Origin of the sequence: Bacillus sp. AFS041924 (assembly GCF_002577195.1) — a bacterium.
GTDB lineage: Bacteria > Bacillota > Bacilli > Bacillales > Bacillaceae_G > Gottfriedia.
The window spans coordinates 34,008-49,859 of record NZ_NULG01000104.1 but is presented as its reverse complement, the minus strand read 5'-3'; the positions used below and the strand labels follow the sequence as shown (position 1 = coordinate 49,859).

General features: G+C 34.4%; 18 protein-coding genes. 2 read left to right on the top strand and 16 right to left on the bottom strand.

Features of this window, described 5'->3' with window-relative positions; translation table 11 throughout:
• Positions 1-34: 34 nt before the first annotated feature.
• The 8 genes from COC46_RS18130 to COC46_RS18095 form a co-directional block, all read right to left on the bottom strand.
• Positions 35-313, bottom strand: a complete 279-nt coding sequence (locus COC46_RS18130) for a hypothetical protein (protein WP_098811325.1) — start codon at positions 311-313, stop codon at positions 35-37.
• Between the two features lie 57 nt (positions 314-370).
• Positions 371-775: a hypothetical protein gene (locus COC46_RS18125; RefSeq protein WP_098811324.1), complete on the bottom strand. Its 405-nt coding sequence runs from the start codon at positions 773-775 to the stop codon at positions 371-373.
• A 1,054-nt stretch (positions 776-1,829) separates the two neighbouring features.
• Entirely contained in the window at positions 1,830-2,177 is a 348-nt protein-coding gene (locus COC46_RS18120; protein WP_098811323.1) for a hypothetical protein, read from the bottom strand.
• Positions 2,178-2,492: 315 nt separating this feature from the next.
• Positions 2,493-2,693: a cold-shock protein gene (locus tag COC46_RS18115; RefSeq protein ID WP_069032402.1), complete on the bottom strand. Its 201-nt coding sequence runs from the start codon at positions 2,691-2,693 to the stop codon at positions 2,493-2,495.
• 195 nt (positions 2,694-2,888) lie between these two features.
• Positions 2,889-3,044 (bottom strand): DUF3934 family protein, encoded by a 156-nt coding sequence (locus COC46_RS18110; protein WP_098811322.1) that lies wholly within the window; start codon positions 3,042-3,044, stop codon positions 2,889-2,891.
• Between the two features lie 146 nt (positions 3,045-3,190).
• On the bottom strand, positions 3,191-3,628 hold the full coding sequence (locus COC46_RS18105; RefSeq protein WP_098811321.1) for a VOC family protein: 438 nt from the start codon (positions 3,626-3,628) through the stop codon (positions 3,191-3,193).
• A 232-nt stretch (positions 3,629-3,860) separates the two neighbouring features.
• Entirely contained in the window at positions 3,861-4,217 is a 357-nt protein-coding gene (locus COC46_RS18100; protein WP_098811320.1) for a DUF2500 domain-containing protein, read from the bottom strand.
• A 403-nt stretch (positions 4,218-4,620) separates the two neighbouring features.
• The gene (locus tag COC46_RS18095; protein WP_098811319.1) at positions 4,621-5,544 is read right to left on the bottom strand and encodes a DMT family transporter; all 924 of its coding nucleotides are present in this window, start codon (positions 5,542-5,544) and stop codon (positions 4,621-4,623) included.
• Positions 5,545-5,761: 217 nt separating this feature from the next.
• Here COC46_RS18095 and COC46_RS18090 point away from each other — a divergent pair, with 217 nt between their 5' ends.
• The gene (locus COC46_RS18090; RefSeq protein WP_098811318.1) at positions 5,762-6,247 is read left to right on the top strand and encodes an Lrp/AsnC family transcriptional regulator; all 486 of its coding nucleotides are present in this window, start codon (positions 5,762-5,764) and stop codon (positions 6,245-6,247) included.
• A 204-nt stretch (positions 6,248-6,451) separates the two neighbouring features.
• Here the strand turns inward: COC46_RS18090 and COC46_RS18085 are convergent, their stop codons facing one another.
• Positions 6,452-7,099, bottom strand: coding sequence for an MOSC domain-containing protein (locus COC46_RS18085; RefSeq protein ID WP_098811317.1), 648 nt, complete (start codon positions 7,097-7,099; stop codon positions 6,452-6,454).
• Between the two features lie 321 nt (positions 7,100-7,420).
• Between COC46_RS18085 and COC46_RS18080 the strand changes: the two genes are divergently transcribed.
• On the top strand, positions 7,421-8,146 hold the full coding sequence (locus COC46_RS18080; protein ID WP_098811316.1) for a GntR family transcriptional regulator: 726 nt from the start codon (positions 7,421-7,423) through the stop codon (positions 8,144-8,146).
• A 31-nt stretch (positions 8,147-8,177) separates the two neighbouring features.
• On the opposite strand, the gene COC46_RS18075 is transcribed toward COC46_RS18080, so the two are convergent.
• The 7 genes from COC46_RS18075 to COC46_RS18045 form a co-directional block, all read right to left on the bottom strand.
• Positions 8,178-8,798 carry a nucleotidyltransferase family protein gene (locus COC46_RS18075; protein WP_176545211.1) on the bottom strand — a complete coding sequence of 207 codons (621 nt, stop codon included), beginning with the start codon at positions 8,796-8,798 and terminating at the stop codon, positions 8,178-8,180.
• The gene (locus tag COC46_RS18070) at positions 8,791-9,840 is read right to left on the bottom strand and encodes an XdhC family protein (RefSeq protein ID WP_098811314.1); all 1,050 of its coding nucleotides are present in this window, start codon (positions 9,838-9,840) and stop codon (positions 8,791-8,793) included. Before COC46_RS18070 ends, COC46_RS18075 begins: the two co-directional genes overlap by 8 nt.
• An 84-nt stretch (positions 9,841-9,924) precedes the next feature.
• Positions 9,925-11,196, bottom strand: coding sequence for an MFS transporter (locus tag COC46_RS18065; protein WP_098811313.1), 1,272 nt, complete (start codon positions 11,194-11,196; stop codon positions 9,925-9,927).
• A 144-nt stretch (positions 11,197-11,340) separates the two neighbouring features.
• Entirely contained in the window at positions 11,341-13,719 is a 2,379-nt protein-coding gene (locus COC46_RS18060) for a xanthine dehydrogenase family protein molybdopterin-binding subunit (protein ID WP_098811312.1), read from the bottom strand.
• A 19-nt stretch (positions 13,720-13,738) separates the two neighbouring features.
• Positions 13,739-14,215 (bottom strand): (2Fe-2S)-binding protein, encoded by a 477-nt coding sequence (locus COC46_RS18055; protein WP_098811311.1) that lies wholly within the window; start codon positions 14,213-14,215, stop codon positions 13,739-13,741.
• On the bottom strand, positions 14,200-15,093 hold the full coding sequence (locus tag COC46_RS18050; RefSeq protein WP_098811310.1) for an FAD binding domain-containing protein: 894 nt from the start codon (positions 15,091-15,093) through the stop codon (positions 14,200-14,202). The genes COC46_RS18055 and COC46_RS18050 overlap by 16 nt, the downstream gene beginning before the upstream one ends.
• 27 nt (positions 15,094-15,120) lie before the next feature.
• Positions 15,121-15,564 (bottom strand): SRPBCC family protein, encoded by a 444-nt coding sequence (locus tag COC46_RS18045; RefSeq protein ID WP_098811309.1) that lies wholly within the window; start codon positions 15,562-15,564, stop codon positions 15,121-15,123.
• Between the last annotated feature and the right edge of the window lie 288 nt (positions 15,565-15,852).

Below are 15,852 nucleotides of genomic sequence, written 5' to 3'. Positions count from 1 at the left end.
TATATAAGCATGCGTTAGTTCAATAAGTAATGATTCAACCTAAGAAAAATACTATTAAAGCAAAAACGCCAATGACAATTGGAATAACTGCTAATATTAGTAGTATTATTTTTGCTAATATAGAAGACTTACTTGCAATTTTTTGAAAAAGAATTACGTCTTGTTCTTCCAACTTTGCATATGTGTCCTCTTTTACCCACTCCAAATTTTTAACTGTTTTTTGGTTTTCTTCTTTTGTATATTTGAATAAAACTGATAAGAAAAAAGTTACTCCTGCAATTAAAAATAACAGGCCAATAACTAAGACATTCATTTTTACCAATTCCTTTAGAAGGTTTTATTTGACTGAATTTTTTAGTCTAAAGATCAATTACTTCTTTTTTTGCTTAAGAATTTCTAAAGGCATTATAAAAGTAATGTAGATTAATGTTAAACCTATTAAAATCATCATTATAAATCCTATTCCATTTGATAATATTTTAAATGGTCTAAAACCAAATGAGTCTAAGACTAGATATAAAAATTTATATAAAAATACTAAAAACAAAAATATTGAAATGTCTTTCAAACTTTGTTTCCAATTTATTTTTTTTGATTCGAAGTAGTAAATAGCAATTTTTCCGATAAGATAAATAACTACATAAAAAAATGCGTCTGTTAATTTTGCGTCTTTTCCACTTAATAATAAAATGACATATATAATACCAATAATGACAAAAGGTTTTAATCCATTTTTTAATAATTGTTGCCTTATTTTATTCAAGATAAATCGCATGAGGTAACTCCTTAGAAGTTTGTCTTTATTTGAATTTTATCATAATTCATCTAATATTTTTTTAATAATAAACATTTTCTTATGCATACAGATAGGTAAGGGTTTGAAGTTATCGCTCCCTTTTCCCCCCGTTCACACCGTACATGAGACTTTCACCTCATACGGCGTTCCAACTAATCCAATTCGATTTAATCACCAACACCTCAGAAATCGCAGTTCCTTCCGTGTCTCAATTCTTCCGTTTTAATAAGTCGGTGCCTCTCCAGGAGGTGAACCTCTATTAGTCTCACAAGAACCTTATTAACCGATAAAGATTTGCCTTGCATGATTAAATGATTCTTCATTAGTCTAGTGGCTATCCCTCTAGGCTGATTAGACCTTTCATTGGTACTGTGCCACCACTTTCACTGAAATAAAGCCAAGTTATGCAGTAACTAATGTCATTAATGCTTTCCTTGCCACCGCTTCATTGGGAGTAAGCCCTCCACGTTATCAGCTTACNNTAGAATGAACTTAGGTGCTTCCTGTAAGCCTGTTAGCATTCATACGCCTGTAACGTATCATGGATTTTCATATTAGTTAGTCTTACTCACCCACATCTAACCTCACAATTTGGTGATATACACATTTCTATGTATCGCAGTTATAGACCCGTACATTCAGAAGTTCGTCAGCTTAACCTTTTATTGTAGGTTTATTCGCATTCTCACCATATTCATTCAACTCAAGCATCATGAATTACACCACTCCATCGAGTAGGCTTTCGTCAGCCGAACTCACGCCTTTTCATCGAGCTTATAACACGATCATTCTTACTAAATCCAGTGCTATTCGACTAAGAGAGAACCCTTCAGGGCGTTACCCCGTCATTTGATTCTTCGATATAATCCTTCAGCTCCGAAAAGGAACTGTCTGACCTTTACCTGAGTATTGTGACCAATCTCAATTTAAGCCAGAAACATTTCGCACAACTAAACTGCCATTACTTCAATAAAAAAACTGCAATTAAGCAGCTTGTGATCTTCAACTATCGCATTGCGTTAGTTGAACAACATTATGGTTTATAAATACCCAATTTCTTAAGGCAATTTAAATAATACCTAAAATTGCGATTGTCTAAATTTTGTTCTTCCTGCTTTGATCCGATAAAAACAACCAATTCACTCGATATAAATGAACAGCTACCTTGTACGGTATAACCACTTATTCGTTTGCCATCTTTACTTTCTAAAATGACATTTATTAATATTCCCTCATTTAATCTAAGGTCTTCTCCTGGATATCTTGAAGCATATTTTTTAGTGAAATGCAGGTGTTGTTTTTTTTCTTCCTTGCAAAACAGATTTTCTAATATTTTCTCATCTTTAATTTCATAACACTTAACGATGTTAGCGTAATCCACATATGGATTTTTTTTAAATCTATAAAGTTCGTTTATCTAATTCATTAGCCTTATATTTTTCTTTGTATATTCGGTCAACTTCATCTATTAAAAAATAATTTGGTATATTTTTAGTTAGAAATTTTGAATATAGTTTATTAATTTCCATTTTATTTACTCCATCATCATCTTTTTTTACAGCATAAGTATAACATTCCTTATGCAACTAAAGCATGCCATTTTGTTGTATAAGAAAATTAACAATTTTTTATAACAGAGCCAATCATAAAAAAAAGTTAGATTCTACTTAATAGAATCCAACTTCTTCTGAGTTAATTATGCTTTTTTAACATTAGTTGCTTGTGGTCCGCGTTGCCCTTGTTCTACTTCAAATGTAACTGCTTGACCTTCATCTAATGATTTAAATCCGTCAGTTTGAATTGCTGAAAAGTGAACGAATACATCATCACCATTTTCACGCTCGATGAATCCAAATCCTTTTTCTGCATTAAACCATTTTACTTTACCATGTTCCATAATTGTTTCCTCCTTGTGTGATTTACACACATTGTAATAGTTCTATATTAACAATAATAATCGAGCTAATCAAATTAGCCTAAATAATTATAATTGATATAACATTTTTTATTTGATTAATAGGTAACTCTCTTAAAATTAATTGAAAGTCATGAAACAATTTTACTTCAATAAAAAAATTCAGATATGACTTTTTTATTTACTTGTTTCATTGGTTCCTTCTTTTTTCTTAGTACCTTTACTTACATATGGTTTGGCACTTTTTGCTTTTCTAGCTTTAGCTTGCCACCTATTCCAACCCTTCTTATCTGTTCCTCTACCTGTTCCGCCTTTACCTTTAGCTTTACTCATAAAAACACCTCATTAATATTATACAATAAAACAACAGATAGACGTTATAATATCCAAATAAATGAAATGTTAAACACGAACAATGCTATTGATTATTTAATAATAAAGCATCAGATAGTAACTATATTTAAAGTCCCATTCACTATTTATCTGATTTTCTCCGCCAACTCTAATATAATGCCCTCTGGACCACGAACGTAACATAACTTATAACTCTCTTCATATTGCTGGATCTCACTAAAGATTTCTGTGCCCTTCTCTTTCAATTTAGCAACAATAGCTTCAATATCTTCTACAGCAAAGCAAATATGTCGGATACCTAGCGTATTCGCAAAAGTTTGCTGAATACCTTTTTCATCTGACGGTGTATAAAATTTGACTAGCTCGATCCAGACTTGACCATCTGGCATCCCCAATCCTACACATGACGTTTTAACATCCTTAAGCCCAACTATTCTGTCCAGCTGTTCTCCATCCAATTCCCATTCCGCTTGCACTTCTAGTCCTAAATCAAGAAAAAACGCTTTAGCCTCTGAAAGATTATTTACATTAATACTCACATGATCTATTCTATTGATTTTCATATATCCTACCTCCTATGTTCCAGTTATTTCATTCGTTAAACTTCTGTTGACATTCTAATTCGAATAAAACAGAAAATATCCTTCTTCAACTAACCTTCCATTTACGAATAAGAAAAAAGCTCCCGAAGCAGCTTTGTTGAAATAAACTATATTTTTGAAAAATCTTCATTTTAATAATCTTGAATCTCAACTAAACGATAAATAAAATTAGCTAATGATCTGGACTTTGAGTTTATCTGATTCTACTAAAACCAAGAAATCTTGAACCTTGAAATGCAAGCTCTCCATCATCACCTTCAACAATCATTCCGTATTCAGTATCCTTTACCTGAAATTCGATCCGATCTCCACTTTCTACTTCGAACGTTACAAAATATCTACTATATGCCGAATGTTCCCCTCCACCTTGTACGGCTGTTCTTTTAGCTATAGCTTTGGCTCTTACATTTAATTTTGGTGAGTTGTTATTTTTATTCCATTGTGTAACTCCCTTTATAATTGAGAATACAACAATGGATATAACGATTACAAAAATGATACCAATGAAAATGGGACCGAACGTAAACATAAAATCTCCGCCTTCGAACATATTACTCCTCCTAGAATCCTATTACTATATTTTTGCGTACTTTTTATGTAAGCTTTTATCATGAACTATACTGACTTAAGCTTTTCTTCCTAAATGAAAACATTTCCATTTTTTAAGGAAAATTAATGAATATCTTAGTCAATTTTAACAAAAATATCTTTCAAATTACCAAAGTATATTTTCCTATTTTTTCCATATTCTACTGAACTGCCTTGCCATTTAGTTGCATAAGCCCCTCAACATATCCAAAAAAAAATTTATCTAACGTACTCATTCAATTTTCTCCTACAACACAAAAACCACCTATCCCTAGGTGGCTCAAAAATATTTCTTCCCGTCATAATAAAGCAAAACAGTTTAACTACCAATCTATGTTTCAAGTTGGATCGTTCGTTAATATGACCTATGCTGGAGATTTCATTACTTTCTCTAAAACCTGTTTATTGTTTGGGCTCCCATTTGTTTTAAAGTAAGTGAATAAGAAACTACCTAGTATAACAATCATGCTCCCAAGTCCTTGTATCCACGTCATTTTTTCATTTAATAAGAAAAACGCTAAAATGGCTGTAAAAATTGGATTAAAATTCAGGAAAATACCTGCTGACGTTGCCCCAATTTTTTGAACGCCAATATTCCAAAAGAGCATACATAAGACTGTTGAAATAATCCCAGTATATAAAATTGAGAAAATAAATGACCCATTTACATTTAGTAACGTAAAATCTGAGAGATTAAAAGGGATGATTACAATAAATCCAAATATCCCTGAGTATAGTGTAGACATCATAGGTGATATCAGCCTTGTTGCCCATCTACTACAAACTGAGTATATTCCCCATATACATACGGCAATGACCATCCATAAATCACCTAAATTAAATTTCATTGAAAATAGTAGATTAATATCTCCTTTTGAAAGCACAAGAATAACCCCAAAGAACGAAAGAATTATCGAAAATATTTGTAACAAATTCATTCTTTCTTTTAAAAATAAAGAAGAAAATAAAGCAATAGAGATTGTATTTAGGGTTGAAATTAAACCAACATTAGTTGCGGATGTCTTTTCTAATGCTAAAAATTGAAAAAGATTAAAAAGTACAACACCTGTTACTCCCATGATGATTATTGGAAGAATAGCTTTACGTGGAAGTAAGATTTTCTTTTCTTTACACCATACTATTGGTAAAAGGACGATAATTGCAATTCCCCACCGTAGAGTCGTTAAAGTCATTGGAGAAGCATGACCAACAAGTGATTTTCCAACGACAAAATTTCCTCCCCATAACAAACTTGTTAATAATAACAACAGTATATAAAAGATCGGCATATCTAAAGCTCCCTTCACTGGTCTAAAATAGATTGCGCAGTGATTTCTTTTAATTTTTAATTAGTTTAACATAACTATTTATTCTACCGTGTATTATTTTGTATAATGGAATAAATACAAAATAATTGTAAGTAAAATTAATATTTAAAAAAATATAATTCGATTTATATAATCATTCCAACCCATTTTCCGAATAATTGAAAGGGAGTCGATAAAGGTGGAACACCTAGTAAATAAAGTGTTAGATGAATTAGATATTAAAATTTTAGATAAGTTACAAAAGGAAGCTCAAATAAGCAATACAGAACTAGCGCGACATGTGAATTTGTCACCACCAGCTACACATGCGAGAGTTAAACGATTAGAAAACGAGGGGTATATCGATCGGCAAGTTGCTATCTTAAATCAAGAAAAGCTAGGCTTTGACTTACTTTGTTTCATTTTTATCAATACAAATATCCATCAAGCCGATCAGTTAGAAGTGTTAGAGAAAGAGTTAAAATCCATGCCTGAAGTTTTAGAGTGTCACTTATTAACAGGAGAGTATGACTATTTATTAAAAGTTGCGAACAGAGAACGAAAGGAATTGGAGAACTTTATTCGGAAGTTAAATCAGCTTGGAATCATTCGAATTCAAACAAGTTTAGCCTTAAGAGAAATTAAATCTTCTACCGTTTTGCCGATAGGTGAAAAAGAAGAATAAGGTTTTGTAAACACAACATACACCAATATCCAAGTAACATTATTCTCTTGGACTTTGGTGTATGGTTGGAATCAATTTTCTATTGTAAACGATGTGGCTCAGAGATGAACTCCATTGCTCAGATAATAAATAGATAGCAAATCAATTTAACAATGCCTAAAAAAAGAAAGCCGCTCAATAGCGACTTCCCTCACATCAAAACGATTAAACTAAATTCTCTAATCGCTTATTTAACCGAATTCTCCAATCCTCAGCTAACTCAGGAACCTCAAGTATTGCTTTAATTCCCTCAACATTTTTAGGATCATGGAAATAAATCTCGTTGCAATACAAAACAGAGACTTTATTTTTTTGAGCTTCAATTAATTCTATTTTCGAATCTTTTCTGATTGTTCCCTCTTTTATAACGCGGCATAAGTAGCCTGTAAACCCGGTTTCTACGATTCTCTTAAGTGCTACATTTGTTCTTCTTGTTATTGTGTCACACGGGATTCTACTTTGAGTAATTTGTATGATCGCATCACCAATTTGGTATACATCTCCAATGCATACGTCCTTTTCAGACATATTTGTTACAGTTATATTTTCTCCAAATGCTGCAGGTGGTAATTCTAGATTAAACTCATTCTCCCAAAGCGCGTAGTGTTCATATGGATAGACACATACAGCTCGGTCCGGTCCACCATGATGTTTTAAATCGGCTACTCCATCACCTTTAAAGCCATCTTTCGATAAATAAACTTCTTCAACTTCTTCTTTACAAATCCCTGTTGTCATTTCCTTATTTTCGCCGTACTTCATATTACTTGGTAATCCTACAGCTAGATTTATTAAATCAATATTATTTGCCATACCTTCCACCATCTCCTTCATGTTTACGAAATGTAAAGTTGAGTCTTTTATGTATTCTTACTCTAATTCAAGAATCGTGCATGAATTCCTCTATTAATATCTTTATCTCTATATTGCCAATTTCTATTCAAGGTTGGTTTATCTTGTTATATAGTCTACTCCATTGATTATCTAAATAATTTGGCAAAGGGATACTTGAGGGATTAGAAGGAAGAAAACATGCTTCCTATCAAAGGAGACAAATGCAACAGTATTAATGTATAATTTTGTTTAAGACTTAAAAAATAGTTTATCACATATACGTTAATCGAAAGGAATATTATGGATACTTTATCTGTATTTTTTGAAAAGCAAATAGAACATTACTCATCCAAACCATTACGAGACGCAATTTTTCATATCGTTAAAAATGCAATCATTGAAGGTATATTATTTCCTGGAGATTACATAACTGAAGAGGATCTAGGAAAGAAATTTAAATGTAGTCGGACTCCTGTAAGAGAGGCAGTAAGAAAATTAGAGCAAGAAAATTTGTTAAAAGTTAAACCAGGTATAGGTATGGAAATATCGTCGATTAACCCTAAACTTGTTGAGCAAGAGTTTGAAATCAGGCAACTTCTCGAAAGCTATGCCATTCAAAAAGTTTGCGATATAATTACGGAAGAGCAAGTGATAAAATTAAATTTGGCAAATGAAAAAATCTTACAAGCATTATTAATTAAGGATTATATTTCTGTTAGTCATGCGAACATTGATTTTCATCAATTATTGTATTCATTTTCAGAAAATTATTATCTACAGAAACTTTCAGATGTATTATGGTTATCGATGCGTATTACCTTTTTATCTTTAAGATTAAATGATAAAGCGACCTTTGAGCATCAATGGTTTGAAGAAAGATTTCAAGAACATTTAGATCTAGTAGAAGCAATAAGTGAAAGAAATAAAGAGAAAGCCAAAAAGATTATTAATAAACATATTCAAGAACATCATAATTACCATCTTTCTGTATTAAATAACTATCTCAATCGTACGATTAGTAATTAAAAAGGGTCAGGAAAAGTCACGATGATGTGCACTAATTTCCTGACCTTTTATTTCTTATTCTAAGAATACTTTTATAGTCTTCAGGTGTATCTATATCCATCCCCCATTCTAGATGGTCAAATGAAATGATTTTTAAATGATGTCGATATTTTTTGATGATTGATTTCCCACCTTCATCACCATAAATAGAGTTAAATTCACTGAATAATGTGGCTTTGAACAATATAGGATGACCTAACATATCTTGATATTTTGGACGGTAAATCGATAGTTCATTTTTACTTGAAACTTTAAATTCATCAACTAAATTCCGCACCACCAAATCCGATACAAAAGGCTGGTCTGCCAAAAAAACCATCGCAGCATCTACCCGATTAGATACCGATAATATTCCAAGCTTCAAAGATGATGACATGCCTTCCTCATATTTTGGATTGTATAGTATCTCTACATCCTGTAAATCTTGAAGATGTTCTCGAATCTTATTTATATTTCTCCCAGCAATCACTACGATGGGCTTTAAATGATTGCGTAATGCGACTTCCACAGAGTAGCGAAAAAGAGGTTTCCCATTAATCGGAAGCAATAACTTTGGTTTTCCCATTCGTCTAGATATTCCTGCCGCTAAAACAATTGCACCGATTTTACACATGTATCTTTGTCCTTCCATGCAGTGGAACAGGGATCCTACCTGATCGTAATGACATCAATTCTGAAACGATACTAATAGCAACTTCCTCCATCGTTTCAGCACCTAAGTCTAAACCTATAGGAGAGTGAATTGGTCCGCCAGTTAATTGGTAACCTATATTAGTAAGCATTTCATCTGTTCTAGATCGAGGACCCAAAACTCCTATATATCGCGGGTTGCTGTTTAAGGCTAAAAGTAATGCAGCTTCATCCTTCTCTAGGTGATGGTTCATTACAATCCACCAAGAGTCTGAAACATTATTGGGATAAATGTCTTCAGGTTTACTAACTATATGGATTTCCGATGGGAAATACCTTTCATTATTCAAATCCTCTCGTGAGTCCAAAATCGAAACAGAAAACCCTGCTTTTGAAGCTAGTTCTGCAACTGGCCTAGCATCTCTTCCTGCTCCTACTATTATTAATCTTTCAGCTGGCTGCATTGAATCTATTACATATCGCTTACCTTCGAGATTAATAGTCTCTGCCCGAGTTCGGTTCTTCAAACAGGTTAATCCTTTTTTTATTACCTTAGAAGGAAAATAATCGTAATCACCTAAGATTTCACTGTTCTCTTTAATCAACAATCTTTTTCCAGTTGTTACCTCCAAAACTAGGCAAACAGTATTGTCCTTCTGAATTTCTTCATTTACTTTCAGCCAAAATCCATCCTGTTCACTTATTGGCAAGATTAACACTTCGAGATTCCCTTTACACCCTATTCCTAAGCTCCAGATCTCATTTTCACTTAAATCATATATTTGTATATGTGGTGATTGCGTTTCCATTGATTTTTCAGCCCATCCATATATATCACTTTCCAAACAACCACCGCTGATGGTACCGTACATTTTTCCATCAGATGACATCATCATTTTTGTCCCAGGAAGTCTATACGCAGAACCCTTCACACTAATAAGCATCACTAGAGCAGCCTTTTGTTGTCGTTCCCAAGCTAGTTTAATATTTTTTAAGACTTCTCTAAACTCATTTAATTGTGACATACTTTTTTTCCTCCTATACTAAAGTGAATAGGAGATAGAAGTCTACAACATCTATCTCCTAAATAATATTAAAAGAATGAATCCTTAATACCCTTTTCGCATTAAACCGAAACTTAAAATCAGTGATAAAATAAAGAAGAATATAATAGCGATAAAACCTCCATTATATGAGTCAGTCACCTGGCTAAACGTCCCCACAACGATTGGTCCTAATGCCGCTATCAAATAAGATACACATCCGAAAACACCACCAATACTTCCCATTACTTCTGATGATGCTACACGTTGTAGCATTGTCATGGTTATAGCTGCCGGCATTAATAAACAACTAATGAGGAGGATGGTTAAGATCGCGGCAGACGTACTACTTGTTGTTATCATCGTTAAAACCATTAAAAGGATAATGACTCCTGATGTAACTGCGACAAATACTGCCCTTTTCATTAATTTATCGGATAAATATCCCGAAATCATTTGAATTAGGACGGCCAAAGCAAACCCACCAGAATTAATCATCGCAGAATTTACAAATGCGATTCCCTTCGTTTCCGTTAAGTAACTTGGTAGAAAAGTTGTCATACCAAAGAAACCAATTGAAAAACAAGAATAAATTATAGTTAAAACCCAAAACATGGGATTTTTTAAAACGGAAATAATGCTTTTCTTGCTTGCTCCAGCTGCTTCTTCCTTCTTGTTATTCTCGATGTAATCTAACTCTTTTGTATTGGTTGCAAAATGCTTACTTGGATAATCTCTCACCATTACCCAAAAGATAACTAGCGTAACTAAGGAACATCCTGCAAGTACATAATAGCTCTCTCTCCAGCCATATGAAGCCGTAATAATAGCAATAAGCGGCAGACCCACAACTGGTCCAATTGCATTTCCATTAAACCAAGCCGTTTGTGCTTTCGCCTGTTCGTTCGCCGGAAACCATCTTGATGTTAATTTAAGGGCAATTGGATACAAGACCCCTTCACCAATCCCTAATATGGCCCTTGACCAAAAAATACCACTAATAGATTCTGAAATTCCGCCCAAGAACATTGCTAGCGTCCATAGTAAAATTCCAGCAATACCAGCCCTTAATGGTCCGATTCGATCAATTGCAAAACCCCACCCAAATTGTCCGATTGCATAAGTGACTAAGAAAATACTACTTAATGTTCCTTTCACTAAGTTTCCATTAATCGATAAATCTTCTAAAAATGATTTGTTAGCCAGCAAAATATTAATATTTGCTTTATCCATTGTGGAAACAACAAAAAGCAGAAGTAATGGTAGAACAACGTAAAACCATCGAGTTTTTGACATTTTCTCGTATGGAGCCTGTAATTGAGTATTAATATTTTCCAATTCTTTCACTCCTATTAAGTATTAATAAGCAACCTATAAAACCATGTTTATAAAGGTAAACATACTTTACCAAACTTCTGCTTTTTTCTAGATGTTAAGATTTTTCTGTGCATCAGGGTTGTTATGTCATTTAAGCCCCCCTTTCTAAAAAATATTTACTTTGTTCTGTATCTTTTCAGCTACTTTAATCCAATTTCGAACTTTACTAGGAGTAATTGGAAGTTCATTAATTGAAACGTTTAATGGCATTAATGCGTCTACTACTGCATTAGCAATTGCAGCTGGAGGAGAAATAGCTCCACCTTCTCCTACACCCTTGATTCCAAGTGGGTTTCGAGTAGAAAGGAATTCTTGATGAGACTTTCTTACCGTAGGTATTTCCATTGATGTTGGTATTAAATAATCCATATACGTTCCGGATAATAGTTGACCAGTTTGATCAAATATAACTTCTTCATACAATGCTGAACCGATTCCTTGTGCAATTCCTCCCTGCAATTGACCATCGACAATCATTGGGTTTATCACCTTGCCACAGTCATGAACTGTAGAATAATCTAAGATTTTTACAAATCCTGTTCCTTTATCCACCTCTACTTTGGCAATATGAACGGAGGATGAAAATGTAACAGTGGGAGGGACAAAATAATGGGTAACATCAAGACCAGGTTCTATGTCTGGTGGAAGTTTACCAAGTTTACCAGGTCTTGCAGCATGAGCTATATCTCGATAAGTAATACACTCTTCAGGTACATTCTTAGAAAATATTTTTCCATTCCTAATCTGTAGATCATCAGTAGGAGCATCTAATAAGCTCGCTGCAACCTTCAGTACTTTTTCTCGTAATTTTAATGATGCACCATGAATGGCAGATCCGGCGTTTACGGCACTACGACTGGCGTAGGTCCCTGCGCCTAAAGGTAAAACAGAGGTTTCACCAACTCTTACTGTAATGTTATCTGGGCTAAGTCCAAGATCATCTGCAGCAATTTGAGCAAACACAGTTTCATGCCCTTGTCCTTGGGATGCACTCCCTAAATGTGCAATAACATGACCGGAGATATCCACACTTAAATGGGCACCTTCAAACGGCCCTGCCCCTGTACCTTCAACATAGGATGAAATTCCTATTCCAATCCATTTTCCCTGTTTTTTCAATTCCTTTTGGTTTTCCCTGAAATTTTGATAGTCTACCATTTCTAAAGCTTTGTTTAGAGCATCCATGTAATCCCCGCTATCATAAATAAGCCTAGCGCCATCTTTTACTAAAATACCTTGGTCATACGGCATATCTTCAGGTAATATAATATTTTTCTTCATCACTTCAACAGGATCTATATCTAGCTTTCTAGCAATCATGTCAATGATTCGGTCCATAACAAAAACCACTTCAGGCCGTCCAGCCCCCCTAAAAGGTACGTTTGGCGTTTTATTCGTAAGAACAATTTTACATTTAACATCATAGTTTGGAATTTTGTAGGCTCCACGCAAATGAAAGGCACTGTTATAGGCGCAAGTTAGTCCAAAATAATTAACTGCGCCACTATCAATAATGAATTCATCTTTTATACCAAGAATAGTTCCTTCCTGGTTAAAATAAACTTCTATATCATGAATTTGATCTCGTGAATGACGAGAACTAGTCATATGTTCAATCCGGTCTTCTATCCACCGAACAGGTTTTTTTAATTTAACAGAAAGATAAGCAACTACTATTTCCTCAGGATATACTCCGCCTTTTGGACCGAAACCACCGCCTACATCTGGAGCAATAACAATTATGTTTTGCTCTACAAAGTCTAAACAACGTGCAACAGTAGCTCGAACTTCAAACGGTAACTGGGTTGAGGACCAAATTTGTAATTGATTTGTGCGAGTGTCAAATGAAGCAACGACTCCTCTCGTTTCCATTGGGTTTGAGGAAAGACGTGGCGTTTTAATCCTGGCTTTCAATGTGTGATCCGCAATTGATGATGCTGTTTCACTGTTCCCCACGACAAGATGAAAATCTGACTGTAAGTTATGCCCAATCTGCTTTTGTATACTGATTGCATCACTTTTTAATGCTTCAAACGGATCGACGTTCGCAGGAAGTGCCTCATAGACCACTTCGATTAATCCAGCTGCATCCTCTGCAATATATCGATTTTTTGCAACCACTACAGCAAGAGGCTGTCCAACATAAATAACAGTACTTTTTGCTAAAATGTCCTCAAAATTAAATCTAATCTTTGCATTAATTTGTTCTTTCAGATGTGGTGGTAAAGCAGCGTGCGCTTCAAATTGTGTTAGCGGTTTCAATTTTTCATCAATTGTAACTCCTGTTAGAACTGCGTAAACACCATCAATGGATTCTGCTTTTGATGTATCAATACTTATTATTTTTGCATGTGCATGGGGGCTGCGAACGAATACGGCTTCTGTCAAGTCGGCCAATTGGATATCTGCCACAAATTTACCTGCCCCTGTTAGTAAACGATAGTCCTCTTTACGCTTAATACTTTTACCAACATAGTTTGACATGAATTTGCTACCTCCAATCTTATGAAATCGGTTGGTTTGTTACCAACTTTACTGCTTTAACGATATTTGAATAGCCGGTGCATCTACAAAGATTTCCAGAAATGGCTTCTCGAATTTCATCTTCGTTTGGTTTGGGATTTTCAGAAAGATAGCTTGTTAATGTCATAAGAAATCCTGGTGTACAAAATCCACATTGTAAAGCATGGCAGTCTGTAAATGCTTGTTGGAGGGCATTTAGGGCACCGTCTTCTTTAGCCAAAGACTCTACAGTCTGAATTTCGCATCCATCAGCTTGGACTGTAAACATAAGGCAACCTCGAACCGGTTTTTTATTTAATAAAATTGTACATGCTCCACAAACTCCATGTTCACAGCCAATATGAGTGCCAGTAAGTTTTAACTCTTCTCGAATAAAATCTGTCAACAATAGACGAGGCTCAATTTCTTTTTGAATTTCTTTGCCATTAATGATCATTGAAATCAGAACTCGATCCATTCTATTTCTCCTTTTTGTGCTCGATTAAAAGCTTTCTTTAATGCTCGAACAACTAAAGTCCCAGCTAACTCCCTCCGATATTCTGCAGTGCCATGAAGATCCGATTCTGGTTCAACACTTTCCATCGTAATTTCATGAACTTTCTCAAATACATCATTTGATGGCTGTTTTCCGATAAGAAACTCTTCTACCTCCCCTAACACTGTTGGAACAGGGTTTACTCCTCCCACGGCAATCTGAGCATTGGTGAATTTTCCTTCTTCATTAACATCAACTACTGTAGCAACCTCAGCTATTGCAAAGTCACCATACCGTCTCGAAACCTCCTCAAAAGAAGTTCCACTAGATTTTTTTATGACTGGGAAGCGAACTTCTTTAATTAATTGATCAGCCTGAAGTGAAGTTAATAAAAAGGTTAGGAAAAACTCTTCAGGAGTTAGTATTACTTCACCTTCAAGACTAGTAATGACAATCTCCCCTCGAAGAGCAGTCAATACACATGGTAATTCCGCTGAAGGGTCTCCATGGGCGATACTTCCTCCGATCGTTCCTCTATTGCGAATTTGAGTGTGGCCTACATATCGGATGGCTTCAGCCAACAAGGGAATGTGCTCTTTAATGAGTGTTGATTCCTCAATTTCAATATGTTTTGTTAAAGCACCAATTGCAATATAACCATCATTTTGTCTAATATAATTCAAGTCTGATATTTTACTAACATCAATTAAATAGTTTGGTGTAGAAAGTCTCATATTTAATACTGGAATTAAACTTTGTCCTCCAGAAAGGATTTTGGCGTCCTCCCCATACTCTGATAAATAACCCAGAGCCTCTTCCAAGTCAGTAGGACGAAGGTAATTAAATGCTGCTGGTTTCATCTTTTAACCTCCTAAATTAGTTGGCGTTTAATTCAACTGTAATTGCTTATTTATTTGCTTGAAAAAGCTACCAGCAAAGAATTTAGCGATTCCTCCAATGACTTTGTTACCAACACCTGCAATCTTACCCCCAATCTCGGCTTCACAATCCCATACCAACTGACATGATTCTTCATCTAAGGGATTTATTTTACATTCCATCTTGGCATTAACAAATCCAGGTTTACCACTGCCTTCTGCTATTAACAAATAATGACATGGAGCTTCAATATCCAGCAATTTCACTTTGCCAACGTATTCTCCTTTTACAGCTGCAACTCCAAGTTTAAGTTGCACTTCATGCTCTCCATTTTCCAAAAGAAAAAGACCCTGACACCCTGGTATGGCATTTTTTAAAATTTCAGTGTCATGTAGAGCCTCCCATATGTCCTCAACAGGCCTAGTAAACTTTACTTCTCCAGATAGTTTCATAATCAATCATTCCTTTTCTTATTTCTTGTTTACATACTCCTGTATACCTGTATACATCTAATTTGAACATCACGCATACATGTATACATGTATGCATATATATTCTTTAAATTGAATTATTTTCTACTCACTATATTTCCAGATGTATACATGTATATAGGTAAGTTAATTGTATGGTAACAAAATTTAGAATACTTAGTCAATTGAATTTTATAATAATTTAATACTTTTCCCCTTATAGCTCTCTTCTCTAGTTTTTTCTTACTCATAAAAGGCATACATTTGGCG